The sequence below is a fragment of the Hydrogenophaga taeniospiralis genome, from assembly GCF_020510445.1.
Taxonomy (GTDB): Bacteria; Pseudomonadota; Gammaproteobacteria; order Burkholderiales; family Burkholderiaceae_C; genus Hydrogenophaga.
On the sequence record NZ_JAHBAG010000001.1, the window covers coordinates 5,032,482 to 5,052,503 of the forward strand.

Genomic DNA, 20,022 nt, shown 5'->3' on the forward strand with positions numbered 1-20,022 from the left:
GGCCGCAGGTGTTGCCCCCTGGGGGGTGACGCGCCGCAGGCGCGGCGCGGGGGACTCAGAACCCCAAACTCGCGAGCAGGTCGTCCACCTGTGCCTGGTCGTTCACCACGTCGGTGCGGCCTTCGGCGTTCACCACCGGGCCGGCCAGTTCGTAGGCCTGGTCATGCCCGGGCTGGCCGGACGGCGCGGCCTGCAGCAGCAGGCCCAGCAGCTGTTCTTCGATGGTGCTGGCCAGCTGCACCACGCGACCGATCACCTGGCCGGTGAGGTCGTGGAAATCCTGCGCCATCATGATCTCGGTCAGGCGGGAGTCGCTCTTTTCGCTGGTCTCCACCACGTCCTTGGACCACTGCAGCAGCTCCGGCATGGCCTTGGCCAGGCCGGGCACCGCCGCGATGGTGCCGGAGAGCTGGCGCCCGCGCTCGATGATCAGGGTCTGCTCGATCTTGGCCGCCTCCACGTGGTTGAGCACCTTTTCCGCCGCCTCGCCGGTCAGCCGCGCGATGTAGGACAGGCGGCTCTGCGCGTCGGGCAACTGGTTGACGGTGCCCTTGAGCTTGTCGGTGTAGCCCAGCTCCTTGAGCGCGTCGTGCAGCTGGCGCGTGATGTTGCCGAGCTGCTGGAACATCTCCGGGTTGCCGGACGATTCTTTGGAAACGCTGTGTGTCATGGCATGTCTCCGGCGGCGGCTTACAGGCCGAGTTTCTTGAAGATGTTGGCGAGCTTTTCTTCCAGCGTGGCCTTGGTGAAGGGCTTGACGATGTAGCCGGCCGCGCCACCCTGCGCGGCCATCACGATGTCTTCCTTGCGCGCCTCGGCCGTCACCATGAGCACCGGCAGGTGCTTGAGCTTGTCGTCCTGCTTGATCTTGGTCAGCAGCTCGAAGCCGTTCATGTTGGGCATGTTGATGTCGGAGACGACGAAGTTGAAGTTGCCGTCGCGCAGCTTGTTGAGTGCGATCACGCCATCTTCGGCCTCGTCGGCATCGGCGTGCCCGATCTCCTTGAGCAGATTGCGCACGATGCGGCGCATGGTGGAGAAATCGTCAACGATCAGAAACTTCATCGGGGTGGACATGGATGCCTCCGTGGGAGGAAAAGGGACAAGGGAGCGGACCGGCGGCGTTTCAACCACCGGCCTGTGCAAGGGTTTTCGGCGTATCGGGAGAAATCTGAAGCCCACCTGCGGCCTCCGGCCCGGTCAAGGGCAGGGGCGGCGCCCCGGGCGCCGTGACGGGCAGCGCCCCAGGCGCTGTCTCGGGTACCGGCTCGGGCGTGGGCAGGGGCACGGTGGTGGGCGCGGCCATGGGCAGCAGGCGCTGCTCGGCCTCGCTGGTCAGCACCATGATGCTGATGCGGCGGTTGGCCGCGGCGGTGGGGTTGGCCTCGTCGAACAGGCGGCTCGACGCCAGCCCCTCCACCCGCACCAGCTTGTCGTCGGCCATGCCGCCGGCCACCAGCTCGCGGCGCGAGGCGTTGGCGCGGTCGGCCGAGAGCTCCCAGTTGCTGTAGCCGCGCTCGCCGCTGCCGTAGGGCGTGGCGTCGGTGTGGCCCGAGAGCGCGATGCGGTTGTCCATGTCGCCGATGGCCGCGCCGATCTCGCGCAGGATCTCGCGCATGTGCGGTTTGACCAGCGCGCTGCCCACGTCGAACATGGGCCGGTTCTGGGTGTCCATGATCTGGATCTGCAGACCGTCGCCGGTTTTCTCCAGCCGGATCTGCGAGCCGTACTCGGCGATCGAGGCGTTCTGGGCAATCACCTCGGTGATCTTTTTCTCCAGCGCGTCGATGCGTTGGGCCTCTTTGCGGGCCAGTTCGGCGCGCGCCATCTGCGCGCCCATGAGCCGGGCCGCACGCTCGGCCTCGCCCCCGGCGACCTGGCCGGAGGTCTGGCTCAGATCGCGCCCGCCGCCGGGCAGGATGCTGTCGCTGTTGCCGGTGCCGTTGCCACCCATGAGCGTGACCTTCACCGGGTTGTTGAAGTAGTCGGCGATGCCGTTGAGCTCGCCCCGCGAGGTCGAACCCAGCAGCCACATGAGCAGGAAGAACGCCATCATGGCGGTGACGAAGTCGGCGTAGGCGATCTTCCACGCGCCCCCGTGCGGAGCGTGCGCACTTTTCTTGATGCGCTTGACGATGATGGGCTGCAGCTTTTTACCGTCCATGGCCATCTTGACCTCCCTTCAGGGAGAAAGACGCGAAGCGGCGCAGGGGGAGGCTCGTGTTCACTTTTTGCCTTTCACGTGGGCTTCGAGTTCGATGAAGTTGGGCCGCACGTCGGAGAACAGCACCTTGCGGCCGAACTCGATGGCCGTGGCTGGCGCGTAGCCCTGCATGCTGGCGAGCAGGGTGGTCTTGATGCACTCGAACTCCTTGCCGCTTTCTTCCACCTTCTGGTCCATCAGGCCGCCCAGGGGCTCGAACACGCCATAGGCCAGCAGGATGCCGAGAAAGGTGCCCACCAGGGCCGAGCCGATCATGGCGCCGAGCACCGCCGGGGGCTGGCCCACCGAGCCCATGGTGTTGACCACGCCCAGCACGGCCGCCACGATGCCGAAGGCCGGTAGGCCGCCGGCCAGGCGCGCGATGGCGGCCACGGGCGCGTGGGCTTCCTGGTGGTGGGTCTCGATCTCGGCGTCCATGAGCGACTCGATCTCGTGCGCGTTGAGGTTGCCCGAAACCATCATGCGCAGGTAGTCGGTGATGAACTCGACCACGTGGTGGTCGGCGGAGATGGTGGGGTACTTCTTGAACAGTGCCGATTGCGCGGGGGTCTCCACGTCCTGCTCAATGGCCATCAGGCCTTCCTTGCGGGCCTTCTGCAGGATGTCGAACTGCAACGCCATGAGCTCCATGTAGCGCGCCTTGGTGTAGCGGCTGCCCTTGAAACAGCTGGCCAGGCCCTTGGCCGAGGCCTTGACCACCTTCATCTGGTTGTTGATCAGGAAAGCACCGAACGAGGCGCCCAGGATGGTGGTCAGCTCGAACGGCAACGCCGCGAGCACCACGCCGATGTTGCCCCCATGGCCGATGAACACGCCAAAGATGCAGACCATCGAGATCACGAAACCGATGATGACGAACATGTTCTAGACCTTGAGAAAAAACACCCCTGCGCCGCCTTCGGCGTCACCCCCTCAAGGGGGCGCCAGCAGCGGCCCGGCAAAGCCGGTTCCGCGCTGGCCTGGATCGCGACACCACCGCGATCGGCACACACTGGAGGAAGCCGACAACTGCACTTTCCATCGGGCAACTTTAGGTGCGATCGACCCAGCCCATGAACGCGAAAAGGACCCGGATGGGGGTCCTTTTCAAACTTTGAACAATCGGCAATCTGGAACGCGACAAGCATCTCCGAAGCGCAGTCCCCCGACCCAGAACACCGCGGAACTGGCTTCGCCAGGCCGCAGGTGTTGCCCCCTTGAGGGGGTGACGCGCCCCTAGGCGCGGCGCGGGGGTGGGGCCCCTCAATGCAAACGGAGTCCTCCGTTTGCATTTCCCTTGCCCGCCCGTGCCGGCGGCTGGCACAGGCCGCACACGAAATGGCGGTTCTGGTACGGCTCGGTGACGAAGTGGCCGCCGCAGCAGGAGCATTTGGTCAGCGTGAGCATGCCGTTGTCCACGAACTTCACCAGGCGCCAGGCCCGAGTAATGGACAACAGAGGCTCGATGGCGCTGGCCGTCATCTGCTCGCTGTACAGGCGGAAGGCCTTGATCACGGTGTCGATCTCTTCGAGCTCGCTGGTCTTGGACAGGTACTCGTGGATATTGAGGAACAGCGAGGCGTGAATGTTGGGCTGCCAGGTCAGGAACCAGTCGGTCGAAAACGGCAACTGGCCCTTGGACGGCGACTTGCCCGCCACTTCCTTGTACAGGCGCAGCAGGCGCTCGTATGACAAACCGGTTTCGTACTCCAGCACCTGCAGACGCGCGCCCAGCTGGATCAGGGCCACCGCGCGCTCGATGTCACGCGACTCGTTGAGGATGCTCTTGACAGTGCCCATGATGCGAACTCCAGAGAGAGACAAAGGGGGAAGAAAGAAGTGCCTTCAACCGAGGGCGCCGAGGAACCGGCTCCGCCGGGCCTCCAGCGCCGCCCCCTGGGGGGTGACGCCGCAGGCGGCGCGGGGGGAACATTCAGTGCGCCGCGGCCATGCTCTCGGCGAACTTCCCGGCCATCAGGATGGAAGCGTGCAGCTGGGTGGTGGTGGTGTTGTCCACCTTCTTCACGTTGTGGTTGGTCAGCAGGTTCCACACCAGATCGTCGTCCACCCGGAAGCGGCACAGCAGCATGTTGCTCGACGCGATCTTGAGCAACTGGGCGGTGGAGAGCATGCCCAGCAGATCGGCGGCCTCTTCCGTGATGCCCAGGCGGTACAGCGCTTGGGCGCGATCCTTGCGGATCAGGTTCTGCGCCAGCATCAGGTAGGTCAGATTGGCTTCGCGGATTTCGCTCAAGAGTTGTTCGCTGTCCATGGTGTTCTCCTTGCATGAGAGCAGGTCGTCGGTGTCTGCGGTGTGCTTACATCTGCTGACCTGTTGTTAGCAATTGTGTCGACCGTAAAAAATTCTTGAATCGGCGAATGGCTGTTTGGGCTGTCAGGCACAGCGCCTTGGCGTGTCAGGTTTTTTCCTACACCGTTGTTACACGCGGCGTGGCGTGGCAAGGGGTGCGGCAAAAAGGGGTGGCGAGGCTGGGGGCGCTGCGCCAGCGGGGTGCCATCAAGAGATGGCGCGACGCGCCGATGCCAATCCAAAGGTACCCCGGTTGACGGCGCTGCGCGCACCGCGCGACGGCGATAACGCGAGAAATGGCACACCCATCCCGCGCTTATCCAAGGAAATCTTTGCATCGGGGCGCTAAAGAATAGGCCCGGACCACCGAAATTGAACTCAACGAACTTCTAAAAAGGTTCGTCGTCCGGCAAGCGGAAGCGGCGAGACGGTCGGAGGCCACAGGGCCTGACCGGCTTGGCACGACGGAAGCTCCGGTCATGGCGGCCAGCCACATGGCTGTCGTTGGGACTGGCAGTGATGCCGGATTACTTTTTCATATTTTTAGGAGTTAAACATGAGCACCATCAACACCAACGTGATGTCTCTCAACGCCCAGCGCAACCTGTCCGCCTCGGGCGGTTCGCTGGCCACTTCCATGCAGCGCCTGTCTTCGGGTCTGCGCGTCAACAGCGCCAAGGACGACTCGGCCGGTCTGGCCATCGCCGAGCGCATGAACGCCCAGGTCAAGGGCATGAACGTCGCGATCCGCAACGCCAACGACGGCATCTCGCTGTCGCAGACCGCTGAAGGCGCGCTGGGCAAGATCGGCGACTCGCTGCAGCGCATGCGTGAGCTGGCCGTGCAGTCGGCCAACGGTTCGAACTCCACGGACGACCGCGCCAACCTGGACGCCGAGTACCAGCAACTGGCCCTGGAAGTGACCCGTGTGCTCGATGGCACGAAGTTCAACGGCACCAACCTGCTCAACGCCGCGGCGACCCTGACCTTCCAGGTCGGCGCCAACAACGTGGCCGAAGACCAGATCGACATCGCCACCACCGACCTGTCGGCCGGCGCGGGCGTCACGGCCGTTGTCGCTGGCGACATCACCACCGACGCCAACGCCCTGACCGCCATGGACAACCTGGACGACGCCATCGACGAGATCACGACGGCCCGCGCGACCTTTGGCGCCGTGCAGAACCGCTTCGACTCGGTGATCTCCAACCTGCAGGTGTCGTCCGAGAACCTGGCCGCTTCGCGCGGACGGATCATGGACGCCGACTTCGCGGTGGAAACCTCGAACCTCTCACGCGGCCAGATCCTGCAACAGGCCGGCACCGCGATGGTGGCCCAGGCGAACCAGTTGCCCCAGGGCGTGCTGTCCCTGCTGCGCTGATCGGCACCGAACGCTGCGCACCACCCGAGGGTGGTGCGGGCCAGCGGCGGCGGCAGCCCCCTGCCCCGCCGCGCTCCCATTCATGGGATGCACAGACCGCATGCCTTCGCGTGCGGTGCGTCCATCCTGAGGAAGGCACACCATGGCCACCATCTCTTCGCCCGGCATCGGCAGCGGGCTCGACGTCCAGAGCATCGTCTCGCAACTGGTGGCGCTGGAAAAAGCGCCGCTCAAACAGTTGCAGACGCAGGCCTCCTCGTTCCAGACCCGCCTCTCCACCTACGGCAACATCAAGTCGCAGATCACGGCCCTGGGCGACGCCGCTGGCAAGCTCGCCGGCGCCAGCGGCTGGAACGCCGTGAACGCCACCTCGTCCAACCCCAGCGCCATCGGCGTGACCGTGGCCGCCGGCGCACCCGCCACCTCGCTCACGATGGCGGTGCAGCAGCTCGCCAAGGCGCAGTCCACCGCGTCAACCGCCGTCGCCGCCGACACCGCCATGGGCACGGGCAGCATGACCATCGAACTCGGCAGCTGGAGCGGCAGCAGCTTCACCGCCGGCGCCGGCACCCCGGTGGCGGTGACGATCAACGCCGGTGAGGATTCGCTGGCCGAGATCGCGGCCAAGATCAACGACGCCGATGCGGGCGTGAGCGCCACCGTGCTCAAGGACGCCAGCGGCGAACGCCTGCTGGTGCGCTCGAAAGAGACCGGCCTGGAAAACGGCTTTCGCATCACGGTGGACGACGACGACGGCAACGACACCGACGCCAGCGGCCTCTCGCGCCTGGCCTTCGCCGTGGGCAACGCCAACGGCATGTCCTCATCACAGAGCGCGCAGAACGCCCTGGCCACCATCAACGGCGTGTCCATCAGCTCGGCCAGCAACCGGCTGGGTGACACCCTGCCCGGCATGACGCTGCAGCTCAGCCAGGTCACCACCGAGCCGGTGGAGATCGAGGTGAGTTCCGACACCGAGGCCGTGCGCGCCAATGTGCAGGCCTTCGTGGACGCCTACAACACCATCAACACCACCCTGGCCACCGCCACCCGCTACGACGAGGCCACCAAAGTGGCCGGCGCCCTGCAGGGCGACTCGACCGCCACCGGCCTGCACAACGCGCTGCGCAGCATGATGCGGTCGATCACCGCCAGCAGCCCGTACACCCGCCTGGCGGACGTGGGCATCGAACTCCAGACCGGGGGCAAGCTGAGCATCGACAGCGAGAAGTTCGACGCCGCGCTCGCCGACATGGACGGGCTCAAATCGCTGTTCACCATCGAAACCGGTGCAAGCACCACCGAGGGCTTCGGCCGCAAGATCCAGGCCTTTGCCGAGGGCCTGGTCGATGCCGAGGGCCTGGTGGGCAACAAGACCACGGCCCTGCAGGCCTCGATCAAGCGCAACGGCCTGGAGCAGGACAAGGTCAACGACCGCGCGCTGCGCGCCCAGGCGCGCTACCTGGCGCAGTACAACGCGATGGACGCGGCGGTGGGCAAGCTCAACGGCCTGAGCGCCTTCGTCTCGCAGCAGATCACGCTCTGGAACAAGAGTTGACCCGGGTCGAAAAGGTTGACCGATCCGCACGGCCCGAGCGCGCCCCAGGCGATGCGCCGGGCCGTTTTGTTTGAAGCGCACCGAGCGACGCACAACGTGGGAACACCATGACATTTCCGCCCCAAAAGCCCGCCATGGAAACTACAGTCCCTGCCGCCGGTGCCGATACTAAAAGGCATCAGACACAAGGAAATGACACCATGTTCACCTCTGTCAACTCTCGCGCCGCCGCTGCCTACAAACGCATCGCCGCCGAAACCAGCGTGCAGGCCGCGGACCCGCACCAGCTGGTGGGCCTGCTGTTCGATGCGCTGCTCCAGTCCATCGCCGCGGCGCGCGGCGCCATGTCGCGTGGTGACACCGCGGCCAAGGGCGCCGCGCTGGGCAAGGCGGTGCGCATCATCGAAGAAGGACTCAAGGCGGGGCTGAACCTGCAACAAGGCGGCGATCTCGCCGCCAACCTGCAGCAACTCTACGGCTACAGCGTGCTGCGCCTGACCCAGGCCAACCTGCGCAACGACCCCAAGGCCCTCGAAGAAGTGACCCAGCTCATCGAGCCGCTGGCACAGTCGTGGAAACAGATCAAGGGCCCGGGGCCCGCCTACCTTCAGCCCGTCGTGGGCCGTGGAGCCTGATCATGGAGCACAGCTTGCTGGATTACTACACCGCCATCGAAAACGCCAGCGTGCGGATGCTGGAAGCGGCCAAGGCCGAAGACTGGGACGCCGTGGTGCACCTGGAAAGCACCTGCGCGGTGCTCATCGCCCAGCTGCGCCACAAGTCGCGCCACACCGAACTGGCCCCGGAAGAACGCAAGGAAAAGAGCCGCATCATGCAGCGCATCCTGCGAGCCGACGCCCAGATCCGGGTACTGGCCGAACCGTGGCTCAGCGATCTGGAACAGTTGATGGACGCAAAGCCAGTGCATTGACCCCCCGCGCCGCGCCGCAGGACCAAGACCACCCCCATCGCTGGCTCACTGCGTGTAGCCAGCTCCGCCCCTCAAGGGGCAATGCGAGTGGCCCGGCAAAGCCGGTTCCACCGCATCCTGGGTGAAGGCACTTCGCGCCGGGCGGTGCAGCGACAGAACAAGACAGGAGAGACGAGAACAGAAGAGATTTGGCCGGAGAAAGTGCCCCAACCCAGAATGCGGCGGAACCGGCTTTGCCGGGCCACTCGCATTGCCCCCTGGGGGGTCGCGCGCAGCGCGGCGGGGGGGTCAAACCGACATATTCATGATGTCGGTATAAGCCTGCACCATCCGGTTGCGCACATGCAGCGTGGCCTGGAAGCCGATCTGGGCTTTCTGCATGGCCAGCATGGTTTCTTCCAGGCTGACCTTGGGGTTGCCGAGCTGGACTTCGGTCTGCAGGCGAGTGGCTTCGTTCTGCGCCGCGCTCACGTCTTTCAGCGCGGTCTTGAAGTTGTCGGCAAAGCCGCCGCCCACACCGCCGGTGGCGGCGGGCCGCTTCATGCCGGTCTGCCCCACGCCGGTGAGTGCCTGGCTGGGCATGGGGTTGATTCGCAGGTCCATGGCGGATTCCTTCCACATAAAACGTGACGCTTCGATGCTAGTGAGCCCGCTGCCCAGGCGCGGCGGGAATAGGGGCACAAACCGGGGCCTTTTCACGGCTATGCCGCGGGCGGCGGGGTCGAATAATCGGTCGCAACGGGGGTGATTTCCCCCGACAAACCCGAACCTCCAAAGCCGACCATGAGCAACACCGTCGCAGAACTGGACCTTCAACCCGCGAGCCGCAGCGCTTTCGGCGCGGGGCTGGCGCGCATGGACAACACCCAGAAGATCCGCCTGGGTCTGGGTGCGCTGGCGCTGCTGGCGATCGCGCTGGCCCTGTTCTTCATGGGCCAGCAGCCCGAGTGGCGCGTGCTCTACACCAACCTCGGCGACAAGGACGGTGGCGCCATCGTCGCCCAGCTCACGCAGATGAACGTGCCCTACAAGCACAGCGAGGGCGGCGGCGCCATCATGGTGCCGGCCGACAAGGTGCACGACACGCGCCTGCGCCTGGCCTCGCAGGGCCTGCCCAAGGGCACGGTCAACGGCTTCGAGCTGATGGAGACCAACCGATTTGGCATGACGCAGTTTCAGGAGCGCCTGACCTTCCAGCGCGGGCTCGAAGGCGAGCTCACGCGTTCCATCCAGTCGCTCTCGTCGGTGCAGGCCGCGCGCATCCACCTCGCGCTGCCCAACCAGAACGGCTTCTTCCGCGAACAGCAAAAACCCTCCGCCTCGGTGCTGCTCACCCTGCACCCGGGCCGCACGCTGGACAAGGCGCAGATCGCCGGCATCGTGCACCTGGTGGCCTCCAGCGTGCCCGAGATGAACCCCAAGGCCGTGAGCGTGGTGGACGACGCGGGCTCTCTGCTCTCGGCCTCCAGCGAAGGCGCGGCCCAGGGCGCGGACACGCAGAAGCTGCAGTACACGCAGCAGATCGAGCAGATGTACACGCGCCGCATCCTGGACATGATCGAGCCGCTGGTGGGCCAGGGCAACGTCAAGGCCCAGGTCAACGCCGACATGGACTTCTCGTTGGTGGAGTCCACCAGCGAGCTGCACAAGCCCAACCAGGGTGGCGAGCCCGGCGCGGTGCGCAGCCAGCAACTGGTGGAAGACGGCAGCCCCGCCACGGCCCAGGCCGCGGGCGTGCCCGGCGCGGTGAGCAACCAGCCCCCCGCCACCGGCAGCGCGCCCATCAACGGCCCCGCCGCCGCGCTGGGCGTGGCCGGCAACGGTGGCGACAAGCCCGGCTCTTCGCGGCGCGAGTCGGTCATCAACTACGAGGTGGACAAGACCGTGAAGGTGGTGCGCGAGGCCAGCGGCACCGTGCGCCGCCTGAGCGCGGCCGTGGTGATCAACCACCGCAGCGCCACCGACAAGAACGGCAAGGAAGTCTCCACCCCAATCCCGCCCGAGCAGCTCGAACAGATGACCGCGCTGGTGCGCGAGACCATCGGCTTCAACAAGGACCGCGGCGACTCGGTCAACGTGGTCAACGCGGTCTTCAACGTGGCCAAGCCGGTCGAAGAGGTGCCCATCGCCTGGTGGCAACAGCCCGCCAACCAGGAACTCGCGCGCTCCATGGCCTGGCCGGTGGGCATGGTCGGCATGGGCCTGCTGGTGCTGATGGGCCTGGTGCGCCCGGGCATCAAGCTCATGCGCTCGCCCGCCAACGCCAGCAAGTCCGGCGGTGCCCTGCCCCAGTTCAACGCGATGCTCAACGAAGCCCCCGAGCGGCCCGGCCTGCCGCTGGCCGTCGCCGCGCCGACCACCGAAGCCGCCCGCCTGGCCGACGCCAAACGGCTGGCGCTGGAAAACCCGATCGCCGTGGCCAACATCGTCAAGACCTGGGTCAACGGCGAGGCCACGGCATGACCATGAAACACCCCCGCCTCGCTTCGCTCGACCCCCTCAAAGGGGCGGCACCTGCGGCCCGGCAAAGCCGGTTCCGCGGTGCCCTGGGTTCGACCCCGGCACGCATGCGTTCGCACAGCTAAGGAAACACGATCATGGAAGACCAGGGTACCCAGGACGCCGCGATCTTTCTGATGTCGTTGGGTGAGGAAGAGGCGGCCGAGGTGTTCAAGCACCTCAGTCCCAAGGAAGTGCAGAAGCTGGGCGAGACGATCGCCAACATGCGTTCGGTCACGCGCGAGCGCGTGGACCAGGTGATCGGCAAGTTCACCGACGAGGCCGCCTCGCACAGCCTGCTGGTGTCGGACACCAACAACTACGTCAAGGCCGTTCTCAAGCGCGCCCTGGGCGACGACAAGGCCTCGCTGCTGATCGACCGCATCATGCAGGGCAGCGACGTCTCGGGCATCGAGAGCCTGAAGTGGATGGACCCGGTGTCCATCGCCGAGCTGCTGCGCAACGAACACCCGCAGATCATGGCCGCGATCCTGGTGCACCTGGAGAGCGATCTCACCGCGGGCGTGCTCAAGCAGCTGCCGGACCGCCAGCGCAACGAGGTGATGCTGCGCATCGCCACGCTCGAAGGCATCCAGCCCACCGCGCTCAACGACCTCAACGAGGTGCTCTACAAGGTGCTCGCCGGTGGCGACAAGATCCGCAAGACCTCGCTCGGCGGGGTCCAGACCGCCGCCGACATCATCAACATGATGGGCACCCAGATCGAGACCGCGGTGATCGAGTCGATCCGCACGCTCGACGCCGAGCTGGCCCAGCGGATCATGGACAAGATGTTCACCTTCGAGGACCTGCTCAAGATGGACAACAAGTCGATCCAGATGGCCCTCAAGGAGGTGTCCACCGATTCGCTGGTGATCGCGCTCAAGGGTTCGTCCACCGAGCTGCGCGAGCACATCCTGGCCAACATGTCCGCGCGCGCGGCCGAGGGCCTGCGCGACGACCTCGAATCGCGCGGCCCGGTGCGGCTCTCCGAGGTGGAGAACCAGCAGAAGGAAATCCTCAAGATCGTGCGGCGCCTGTCGGACGAAGGCCTGATCGTGATTGGTGGAGGCGGCGATGACAGCTTCGTCTAAGTCCAGCCCGAGCTCGCGCTTCATCCCGCGCGAGGAGATCGACGAGGTCTCGGCCTGGAAGTTCTGCTCCATGGACGGCAGCGACGAGGCCAGCGCGCCGCAGATCGAGACCGACGGCCACAACGCCGATGGCCTGGGCCAGCAGGCGCTGAACGACGCGCGCGAGCAGGCCTACGCCGAAGGCTTCGCCCACGGCCACGACGCGGGCGGCCAGGAGGTGCGCGACGCGCTGGAGGCCACGGTGCGCAAGACGGCGGAAGAAACCGCCGTGCGCATGGCCCAGCTGCTGCACACCACGAAAGAACACCTGACCCGCAGCGAGGAACAGATCTCGCGCCACATCCTGGAGCTGGCCTGCGATCTGGCGCGCCAGGTGGTGCGCCAGGAGCTGCAGGTCAACACCCAGCACCTGCGCCCGGTGATTCACGAAGCACTGGCCCAGCTGGTGGACGACGGTCTTCCCGCCACCGTGCGCATGAACCCGGGCGACCTCGCGCTCATGAAGGGCGCGCTGCAGGAAACCCTGACCGGCACCCGCCCGGAATTCGTCGCCGACGCCAGCATCAGCGCCGGCGGCTGCCTGATCGAATCGCCCAGCACCTCGGTGGACGCCACGATCGAAAAACGCTGGCTGCGCGCCGTGGGCAACCTCGGCCTGGACACCCCCTGGAACCCGGAGAACGCTGATGTATGACGCTCCCCCCGAAGCGCTTCGCGCTACCCCCCAGGGGGCGGCACTGGCCGTCCGGCAGAGCCGGCCCGGCGGTGCCCTGGGCTGGACCGTTTCATGCGTTGCGCATCGTGCGCCGGCAGGTTGGAGCAACTGATATGAACGACAGTGTGTTCGGTACCGAAAACCGCTGGGGGCACTTCATGGAAGACGTGCGCACAAACGCCAGCGTGCACACGCCGCTGGAGGTGCGCGGCACGCTCACGCGCCTGGCCGGCCTGGTGCTCGAAGCGGTGGGCCTGAAGGTGCCGGTGGGCTCGCAGTGCCTGATCGGCAACGGCAAGAAAGAGCCGGTGCTGGCCGAGGTGGTGGGTTTCTCCAGCGACCGCGCCTACCTGATGCCGGCGGGCGACACGCACGGCCTGTCCAGTGGTGCGAGCGTGACGCCGCTGGCGCCCTACCGGCCCGTGCCGCGTGTGGGCCAGGTCAACAAGCCGCCGTCGCCCGACGACCGCGGCACCCTGCGACTGCCGCTGGGCCGCGGCCTGCTCGGCCGCGTGGTGGACTCGCACGGCAACCCGCTGGACCGCCTGGGCCCGATCCACCATGTGGACATCGAGCCGCTGGACCGCCAGCCGCTGAATTCGATGGACCGCGACCCGGTGCGCACACCGCTGGACACCGGCGTGCGCGCGATCAACGCCCTGCTCACCGTGGGCCGTGGCCAGCGCATCGGCCTGTTCGCCGGCTCCGGCGTGGGCAAATCGGTGCTGCTGGGCATGATGGCGCGCTACACCAAGGCCGACGTGATCGTGGTCGGCCTGATCGGCGAGCGCGGCCGCGAGGTGAAGGAATTCATCGAGGACATCCTGGGCGTGGAAGGGCGCAAGCGCTCGGTGGTGGTGGCCGCGCCGGCCGACGCGCCACCGCTGGTGCGCATGCAGGGCGCCACCTACGCCACCGCGATTGCCGAGCGCTTCCGCGAAGACGGCCTGCACGTGCTGCTGCTGATGGACTCGCTCACCCGCTACGCCATGGCGCAGCGCGAGATCGCGCTGGCCATCGGGGAGCCGCCGGCCACCAAGGGCTACCCGCCCTCGTGTTTCGCCAAGCTGCCGCAGCTGGTGGAGCGCAGCGGCAACGGTCTGAATGGCAAGGGCTCGATCACCGCCTTCTACACCGTGCTCAGCGAGGGCGACGACCAGCAGGACCCGATCGCCGACGCGGCGCGCGCCATCCTGGACGGCCACATCGTGCTCTCGCGCGCGCTGGCCGAGTCGGGCCACTACCCGGCCATCGACGTGGAGGCCTCGGCCTCGCGCGTGATGCACAACGTGGCCAGCACCCAGCACCTGGAACTGGCGCGCAAGTTCCGCGGCCTGTATTCGCGCTACATGAAGAGCCGCGACCTGATCCAGCTCGGCGCCTACGCCGCTGGCAGCGACCCGGAGACCGACCGCGCCATCGTGCTCTACCCCGCGCTGCAGCGCTTCCTGATGCAGGACATGCACGAAGCGGCCAGCCTCGCGGGCAGCCTGCAGCAGCTCGCGGGCGCGCTGCAGGAAGACAAGCCGGCACGCGACCCGAACGCCCGCCAGGCGCGACCCACATAGATGAAGGAGCACCGACATGAGCAACATGAAGACCCTGAACAAGGTGGTGGAGCTGGCCGAGAAGCGCCGCGACGAGGCGCTGGCCGCGCTGGCCCAGCTGCAGCGCGAACTGCAGATGGCGCGCGAGCAGATGGTGCAGCTGGAGTCGTACGCGCAGGAGGCCATGGCGCGCTGGTCGGCGCGCAGCAGCGTGGGCGTGGACGCCAACCTGCTGCACCACCACCGCCAGTTCATGCAGAAGATCGACCACGCCATGAACTTCCAGGCCCGGGTGCTGCAGGACCGTGAGGCGATGATCGAGCGCGGCCAGTCGCAGTTGCACGCGGCCGAACGCGATGTGGCCGGCCTGCGCCGTTTTGCCGAACGCAAGCAGCAGGCCATCGACCACCGCGCGCAGCGCCTGGACCAGAAGAACACCGACGAAATGGCCCTCACCATCCACCTGCGCCAGAGCCTGGCCCAGGCCCAGCTCCAGGGAGTTCGTTCATGAGCGCAGCGCCCTCTGCCACCCAAAGCCACAGCACAAACGCCAGCGCCAACGCAACCGGCGCCACGCGCAGCGGCGCCGGCAAGCCCGCGCGCGAGGCCTCGGGCACGGCCACCGGCGCCGACCTGTTTTCCAACCTGCTCTCGCTGCTGAGCGCCACGTTCGAGCCAGGCGCCGAGGCACTGAGCGACGCAGCCACCGGCACCGACACCACCGCGGCCACCGCGGCCACCGCGAGCGACGCGCAGCCCGACCCCAACGCCAACCCACTGGCCGCCCTGCTGACCTGGCCCGGCCCGGGCAGCGCCCTGGCCCCGACCCCGCCCTCGGGTGCCCTCACGGCCCAGGCCATGGGCGGTGCTGCGGGCAAGCCGCTCCCCAGCGCCGACACCCCCGCCGCCGACCCGGCGCTGCAGGGCATGACCCTGCTGGACACCCCGGCCGAACCCGACGCCCAGACCCTGGCCGCGCTGACCCGTGGCACAGCGGGCGACCCCGGCGCCGAGGCTGCGACCGCGCTGGAGCCGGCAGCCCCCGCCGACCCGGCCCAGGCACCGGGCAAGGCCGCGCCGGCCCTGGGCCAGGTGCCCACCACGCGCAGCCTGCAATGGCGCAGCGCCGGGGCCATGGCACAACACGCCGCGGCCGCGCCCAGCACCACCGTTTCGGCCCACCAGCAGCACAGCGTCGCGGTGTCCGTCGACGGCGGGCCGGGCCAGACCACGGCCTCGCTCACGGCCATGCACAGCACCGTGGCGCTGCACGACCGCATGGGCCGCACCAGCACCACCGAAGCCCCGGCGCTCGCGGCCGCGGGCGCCGGCCCCTTCGCGCTCGGCGCGGCGAGCGGCGCCGGCGCACAAGCCGATGCCGGCGCCAGCGGTGGCGGTGGCGCCCAGCCAGGCGCCCTGGCCGAGAGCGGTGAGGCCGAGCTGGCCACCGACGAGGCCTGGGCGGAGTCGGCCCAGGAAGCCGCGCTGAACGGCGAGACCGACACCGAGGCCGAGGTCGTCGGCCACTGGGGCACGCAGAACCTGCGCCACGCCAGCCTGCGCGTGGGCGAAGGCGGCGAAGACGCGATCGACATCCAGCTTTCGATGTCCGGCCAGGAGGTGCAGGTGGACTTCCGCACCGACAGCGCCGAGGCCCGCGCCAGCCTGGCGCAGAACGCGGGCGAGTCGCTGGCCGAGCTGCTGCAGCGCGGCGGCATCCAGCTCGGCGGGGTGTCGGTGGGCGGCGGCCAGGGCCAGGCATCGGGTGGGCCCGGTGGCCAGCGGCCCGCCGAAGCCGGTGTGCGCCCGGCGCGCGCCGGTGGCGCAGCCGGCGGTGTGGACAGCGCCCCGGCGGCGGCCACGGCACCGCGTCCACGCGCCGACGGCAGCCAACCGCTGGACCTTTTTGTCTGAACCGATCAGACCGGAATAAGGGGCTTTTCCCGCCCTTTTCCGGGGAGCGCCGCAGGGGGGGGCGCTCAATAATTCTTCCGAACACCGCGCCTTTCCTGGCGTGGTCCGCCCCCGGTCCGGGGCGATCTTCTGGAGAATGCCCATGTCCGCTGCCGCCGCGACCGCCGAAGCCCCGGTTCCCGTCAAACCGAAGAAGAGCCGCAAGCTGCTGTTCATCCTGATCGGTCTGGTGGTGTTCGCGATCATCGGCGCGGCCGGTGCCTTTTTCCTGCTCAGGGCCAACACCGCCGACGGCGAGGACGGCGCGGAGGAAGAGACCTCCGCGGTGGACGAGCACCGGGCGCCCCCGACCTTCCTGCCGCTGGACAGCATGGTGGTCAACCTGGCCGATGCGGGCGGCAACCGCTTTGCCCAGCTCGGCATCACGCTGCAGCTGCAGGACGAGAAGACCAGCGAGGACATCAAGGTCTACATGCCCTCCATCCGCAACAGCATCCTGATCCTGGTCTCCCAGCGCACCTCGGACGAGCTGCTGCAGATCGAGGGCAAGGAAAAGCTGGCCACCGACATCATCAACGAGATCTCGCGCGTGATGCACTACACCCCGCCGGCCAAAACCGGCGCCGGCCCCAAGAGCAAACAACCGCCCGCCGAGCCCCACCCGGTGCAGGGCGTGCTGTTCTCCAGCTTCCTCATCCAATAACCCAGCGGGCACACACACCATGGCCGATTCATTTCTCTCCCAGGATGAAGTCGACGCCCTGCTTGAGGGCGTGACCGGTGAAAGCCAGAAACTGGAAAAGGAAGAGCAGTCCACCGAAGGGGTGCGCAGCTACAACCTCTCCAGCCAGGAGCGCATCGTGCGCGGGCGCATGCCCACCATGGAGATCGTCAACGAGCGGTTTTCACGCAACCTGCGGCTGGGCCTGTTCAACCTCATCCGCCGCAGCCCCGAGATCGCGGTGGGCGGGGTGCAGGTGCAGAAGTACAGCGCCTTCCTGCGCGAGCTGGTGGTGCCGACCAACCTGAACATCATGGCCATCCGCCCGCTGCGCGGCAATGGCCTGGTGGTGTGCGAGCCCACGCTGCTGTTCGGCGTGATCGACAGCCTGTTCGGCGGCACCGGCAAGTTCCACACCCGCATCGAAGGGCGCGACTTCTCCCCCACCGAGCACCGCGTGATCACGCGCCTGGTGGAGGTGGTGGCCGAGGAATACAAGAAGGCCTGGACCGGCATCTACCCGCTGGAGCTGGCCTACCAGCGCTCGGAGATGCAGCCCCAGTTCGCCACCGTGGCCACCCCCAGCGAGATCGTGGTCTCCACCAGTTTCTCGGTGGAGATCGGCGACATCACGGGCGGCCTGCACATCTGCATCCCCTACGCCACGCTGGAGCCGATCCGCGACGTGCTGTATTCCTCCGTGCAGGGCAGCGCCATCGAGGTGGACCGGCGCTGGATCCGCCTGCTGAGCCACGAGATCCAGGCCGCCGAACTGACCCTGGTGGCCGAGCTGGCCAAGACCGACGCCACCGTGGAGCAGCTGCTCGCCATGCAGGTGGGCGACTTCATCGAACTGGAGCGCACGCCCAGCATCCAGGCCCGGGTGGAAGGGGTTCCCCTGTTCGAGTGCCAGTACGGCACGCACAAAGGCAAATACGCCCTGCGCATCGACAACAAGCTGCGCGGAACTGAAATCAACTGGCTGGGAGATACCTATGTCAACTGACAACGACGCCATCGCCGACGACTGGGCCCAGGCCCTGGAAGAACAGGCCAGCGCCCACCCCACCGACGGCGCGCCCGCGTTCGACACCGTGAGCGCCCCGGCCACGCCAGGCGGCGGCCATGGCCACGGCAACGCCCAGATGCAGGACATCCAGATGGTGCTGGACATCCCGGTGCAGCTCTCGGTGGAGCTGGGCCGCACCAAGGTGCCCATCAAGTACATCCTGCAGCTGGCCCAGGGCTCCATCGTGGAACTCGACGCACTCGCGGGCGAGCCCATGGACGTGCTGGTCAACGGCTACCTGATCGCGCAGGGCGAGGTGGTGGTGGTGAACGAAAAGTTCGGCATCCGCCTGACCGACATCGTGACGCCCTCCGAGCGCATGCGCCGTATTAGTAAAAGTTAACCCCCTGCGTCGCCTTCGGCGCCGCCCCCCTGGAAGGGGGGCGACACCAGAGGCCCGGCTAAGCCGGTTCCTCGGTGTCCTTGGGTTGAAGGCACTTCGCTCCTACGGACCACTTTCCACTGGACTTCTTCATGTTGCAAAACGCCGCTCCGGCCGTGATCCTGCTCATCGTGATGGTGGGTGTGGCCTGGCTGCTGCAACGCTACCGCCGCCATCTGCCGGGCGTCTCCAGCCAGCGGGGCCCGGCGCTGCACGTACTCAACTCGCTCTCGCTGGGCCCGCAGCAACGCGTGGTCACGGTGCAGGTCGGCCAGGGGGCCGACAGCGTCTGCCTCGTGCTGGGCGTGGCCCCGGGCGGCGTGCACACGCTGCACAGCCTGCCGCTGCCCGCCGAACCCGTGGCCCCGGCCGACGCCAGCCACCCCGCGGCCACCGGCTTCGCGGCGCGCCTGGCCCAGTTCACCTCGTCCCACAAGGCTTCCCATGCGCCGCGCTGACTGGCTGCGCAGCGGCCTGCTGCTGACCTCACTCGCCCTGCTGGCCACCGGTGCGTGGGCACAGGCCGCGCCCGCCGCCCCGGGCGCTGGCGCCTCGCTGCCCTTGGTGATCGGCCAGGGCTCGGGCGGCAACACCTACTCGGTGCCGATCCAGACCCTGCTGTTCTTCACCGCGCTGTCGTTCCTGCCCGCGGTGCTGCTGCTCATGACGGGTTTCACCCGCATCGTGATCGTGCTCTCGCTGCTGCGCCAGGCGCTGGGCACGCAGTCGGCCCCGCCCAACCAGGTGGTGGTGGGCCTCTCGCTCTTCCTCACCCTGTTCGTGATGGGCCCCACGCTGGACAAGGTCTACAGCGACGCCTACGCGCCCTACACCAGCAACCAGATCAGCTTCGAGCAGGCGCTGGAGCGCGGCCAGGAGCCCATGCGCGCCTTCATGCTCAAGCAGACCCGCCAGAGCGACTTCGAGCTGTTCGCCAAACTCGCCAAGCTGCCGGCCGACGTGACCGCGCAGACCGCGCCGTTCCGCGTCATCGTGCCGGCCTTCGTCACCAGCGAGCTCAAGACCGCGTTCCAGATCGGCTTCATGATCTTCATCCCCTTCCTGGTGATCGACATGGTGGTCGCCAGCGTGCTGATGTCGCTGGGCATGATGATGCTGTCGCCCGTGCTGGTGGCGCTGCCGTTCAAGCTCATGCTGTTCGTGCTGGCCGACGGTTGGAACCTCTTGCTCGGCTCTTTAGCCGCCAGCTTCGCCACATGACAGCCCCCACGCTCCACCGCTGCGCGGGTCGCTGCCCCCCAAGGGGGCTGGGCCGCCTTGGGAGCGGCCCGGCGTCGTCCCGTCTTCTCTCCGGAAAGGTTGCCTGATGGACCCACAAGCCGCGCTCACGATGGGGCAGAACGCCCTCTTCCTCATCCTCATGGTGGCCTCGCCCGTCCTGGCCACGGTGCTGGGCGTGGGTCTGCTGGTGAGCCTGTTCCAGGCCATCACCCAGATCCACGAGGCCACGCTGTCGTTCGTTCCCAAGCTGATCGCCGCCATCGCGGTGTTCGCCGTCGCCGGCCCCTGGATGCTCACCACCATGGTGGAGTTCATCCGAAGCACGATCTTGTCGATCCCAGCCCACGCGATCTAGATACCCCCCGCGCCGCTTCGCGTCACCCCCCAGGGGGCGGCACTGGCGGCCCGGCAAAGCCGGTTCCGCGGTGCCCTTGGCTAGCTTCCCCTCTCTCGTC

The 20,022-nt window shown here is 67.4% G+C and carries 23 protein-coding genes; 16 read left to right on the forward strand and 7 right to left on the reverse strand.

Features of this window, described 5'->3' with window-relative positions; translation table 11 throughout:
- Nucleotides 1-55: 55 nt before the first annotated feature.
- From KIH07_RS24070 to flhD, 6 genes are all read right to left on the reverse strand, one after another.
- On the reverse strand, nucleotides 56-670 hold the full coding sequence (locus tag KIH07_RS24070) for a protein phosphatase CheZ (protein ID WP_226494373.1): 615 nt from the start codon (nucleotides 668-670) through the stop codon (nucleotides 56-58).
- A 20-nt stretch (nucleotides 671-690) separates the two neighbouring features.
- Nucleotides 691-1,077 carry a chemotaxis response regulator CheY gene (gene cheY, locus KIH07_RS24075; protein ID WP_226494374.1) on the reverse strand — a complete coding sequence of 129 codons (387 nt, stop codon included), beginning with the start codon at nucleotides 1,075-1,077 and terminating at the stop codon, nucleotides 691-693.
- Between the two features lie 49 nt (nucleotides 1,078-1,126).
- Nucleotides 1,127-2,164: a flagellar motor protein MotB gene (gene motB / locus KIH07_RS24080; RefSeq protein ID WP_226494375.1), complete on the reverse strand. Its 1,038-nt coding sequence runs from the start codon at nucleotides 2,162-2,164 to the stop codon at nucleotides 1,127-1,129.
- Between the two features lie 60 nt (nucleotides 2,165-2,224).
- Nucleotides 2,225-3,085, reverse strand: coding sequence for a flagellar motor stator protein MotA (gene motA / locus KIH07_RS24085; protein ID WP_226494376.1), 861 nt, complete (start codon nucleotides 3,083-3,085; stop codon nucleotides 2,225-2,227).
- A 381-nt stretch (nucleotides 3,086-3,466) separates the two neighbouring features.
- Complete coding sequence (gene flhC, locus KIH07_RS24090; RefSeq protein WP_226494377.1) at nucleotides 3,467-4,003, reverse strand: flagellar transcriptional regulator FlhC; 537 nt, start codon at nucleotides 4,001-4,003, stop codon at nucleotides 3,467-3,469.
- A gap of 133 nt (nucleotides 4,004-4,136) precedes the next feature.
- The gene (gene flhD, locus KIH07_RS24095; protein WP_226494378.1) at nucleotides 4,137-4,475 is read right to left on the reverse strand and encodes a flagellar transcriptional regulator FlhD; all 339 of its coding nucleotides are present in this window, start codon (nucleotides 4,473-4,475) and stop codon (nucleotides 4,137-4,139) included.
- A 595-nt stretch (nucleotides 4,476-5,070) separates the two neighbouring features.
- Between flhD and KIH07_RS24100 the strand changes: the two genes are divergently transcribed.
- From KIH07_RS24100 to KIH07_RS24115, 4 genes are all read left to right on the forward strand, one after another.
- Nucleotides 5,071-5,895 (forward strand): flagellin, encoded by an 825-nt coding sequence (locus KIH07_RS24100; protein ID WP_226494379.1) that lies wholly within the window; start codon nucleotides 5,071-5,073, stop codon nucleotides 5,893-5,895.
- Between the two features lie 142 nt (nucleotides 5,896-6,037).
- Nucleotides 6,038-7,453: a flagellar filament capping protein FliD gene (fliD, locus tag KIH07_RS24105; protein ID WP_226494380.1), complete on the forward strand. Its 1,416-nt coding sequence runs from the start codon at nucleotides 6,038-6,040 to the stop codon at nucleotides 7,451-7,453.
- Nucleotides 7,454-7,653: 200 nt separating this feature from the next.
- Nucleotides 7,654-8,088: a flagellar export chaperone FliS gene (fliS, locus tag KIH07_RS24110; protein ID WP_226494381.1), complete on the forward strand. Its 435-nt coding sequence runs from the start codon at nucleotides 7,654-7,656 to the stop codon at nucleotides 8,086-8,088.
- A 2-nt stretch (nucleotides 8,089-8,090) separates the two neighbouring features.
- Nucleotides 8,091-8,384, forward strand: a complete 294-nt coding sequence (locus tag KIH07_RS24115; RefSeq protein ID WP_226494382.1) for a flagellar protein FliT — start codon at nucleotides 8,091-8,093, stop codon at nucleotides 8,382-8,384.
- A gap of 288 nt (nucleotides 8,385-8,672) precedes the next feature.
- Here KIH07_RS24115 and fliE read toward each other — a convergent pair whose 3' ends face one another.
- The gene (fliE, locus tag KIH07_RS24120; RefSeq protein ID WP_413465791.1) at nucleotides 8,673-8,987 is read right to left on the reverse strand and encodes a flagellar hook-basal body complex protein FliE; all 315 of its coding nucleotides are present in this window, start codon (nucleotides 8,985-8,987) and stop codon (nucleotides 8,673-8,675) included.
- Between the two features lie 180 nt (nucleotides 8,988-9,167).
- Between fliE and fliF the strand changes: the two genes are divergently transcribed.
- The 12 genes from fliF (at nucleotide 9,168) to fliQ (ending at nucleotide 19,922) form a co-directional block, all read left to right on the forward strand.
- A complete protein-coding gene (fliF, locus tag KIH07_RS24125) occupies nucleotides 9,168-10,847 on the forward strand; it encodes a flagellar basal-body MS-ring/collar protein FliF (protein ID WP_226494383.1) in 1,680 nt (559 codons plus the stop codon).
- A gap of 134 nt (nucleotides 10,848-10,981) precedes the next feature.
- Nucleotides 10,982-11,977, forward strand: a complete 996-nt coding sequence (fliG, locus tag KIH07_RS24130) for a flagellar motor switch protein FliG (RefSeq protein ID WP_226494384.1) — start codon at nucleotides 10,982-10,984, stop codon at nucleotides 11,975-11,977.
- Nucleotides 11,961-12,671, forward strand: coding sequence for a flagellar assembly protein FliH (locus KIH07_RS24135; RefSeq protein WP_226494385.1), 711 nt, complete (start codon nucleotides 11,961-11,963; stop codon nucleotides 12,669-12,671). Before fliG ends, KIH07_RS24135 begins: the two co-directional genes overlap by 17 nt.
- 134 nt (nucleotides 12,672-12,805) lie before the next feature.
- The gene (fliI, locus tag KIH07_RS24140; RefSeq protein ID WP_413465792.1) at nucleotides 12,806-14,260 is read left to right on the forward strand and encodes a flagellar protein export ATPase FliI; all 1,455 of its coding nucleotides are present in this window, start codon (nucleotides 12,806-12,808) and stop codon (nucleotides 14,258-14,260) included.
- Nucleotides 14,261-14,276: 16 nt separating this feature from the next.
- A complete protein-coding gene (fliJ, locus tag KIH07_RS24145) occupies nucleotides 14,277-14,750 on the forward strand; it encodes a flagellar export protein FliJ (RefSeq protein WP_226494386.1) in 474 nt (157 codons plus the stop codon).
- Nucleotides 14,747-16,153: a flagellar hook-length control protein FliK gene (locus KIH07_RS24150; protein WP_226494387.1), complete on the forward strand. Its 1,407-nt coding sequence runs from the start codon at nucleotides 14,747-14,749 to the stop codon at nucleotides 16,151-16,153. Before fliJ ends, KIH07_RS24150 begins: the two co-directional genes overlap by 4 nt.
- 136 nt (nucleotides 16,154-16,289) lie before the next feature.
- Entirely contained in the window at nucleotides 16,290-16,856 is a 567-nt protein-coding gene (fliL, locus tag KIH07_RS24155) for a flagellar basal body-associated protein FliL (protein ID WP_413465793.1), read from the forward strand.
- Between the two features lie 19 nt (nucleotides 16,857-16,875).
- Nucleotides 16,876-17,880: a flagellar motor switch protein FliM gene (gene fliM, locus KIH07_RS24160; protein WP_226494389.1), complete on the forward strand. Its 1,005-nt coding sequence runs from the start codon at nucleotides 16,876-16,878 to the stop codon at nucleotides 17,878-17,880.
- On the forward strand, nucleotides 17,870-18,286 hold the full coding sequence (gene fliN / locus KIH07_RS24165) for a flagellar motor switch protein FliN (protein ID WP_226494390.1): 417 nt from the start codon (nucleotides 17,870-17,872) through the stop codon (nucleotides 18,284-18,286). Before fliM ends, fliN begins: the two co-directional genes overlap by 11 nt.
- 131 nt (nucleotides 18,287-18,417) lie before the next feature.
- Nucleotides 18,418-18,783, forward strand: a complete 366-nt coding sequence (locus KIH07_RS24170; RefSeq protein WP_226494391.1) for a FliO/MopB family protein — start codon at nucleotides 18,418-18,420, stop codon at nucleotides 18,781-18,783.
- A complete protein-coding gene (fliP, locus tag KIH07_RS24175; RefSeq protein WP_226494392.1) occupies nucleotides 18,770-19,546 on the forward strand; it encodes a flagellar type III secretion system pore protein FliP in 777 nt (258 codons plus the stop codon). The genes KIH07_RS24170 and fliP overlap by 14 nt, the downstream gene beginning before the upstream one ends.
- A gap of 106 nt (nucleotides 19,547-19,652) precedes the next feature.
- Nucleotides 19,653-19,922, forward strand: coding sequence for a flagellar biosynthesis protein FliQ (gene fliQ, locus KIH07_RS24180; RefSeq protein WP_226494393.1), 270 nt, complete (start codon nucleotides 19,653-19,655; stop codon nucleotides 19,920-19,922).
- Nucleotides 19,923-20,022 lie beyond the last annotated feature (100 nt).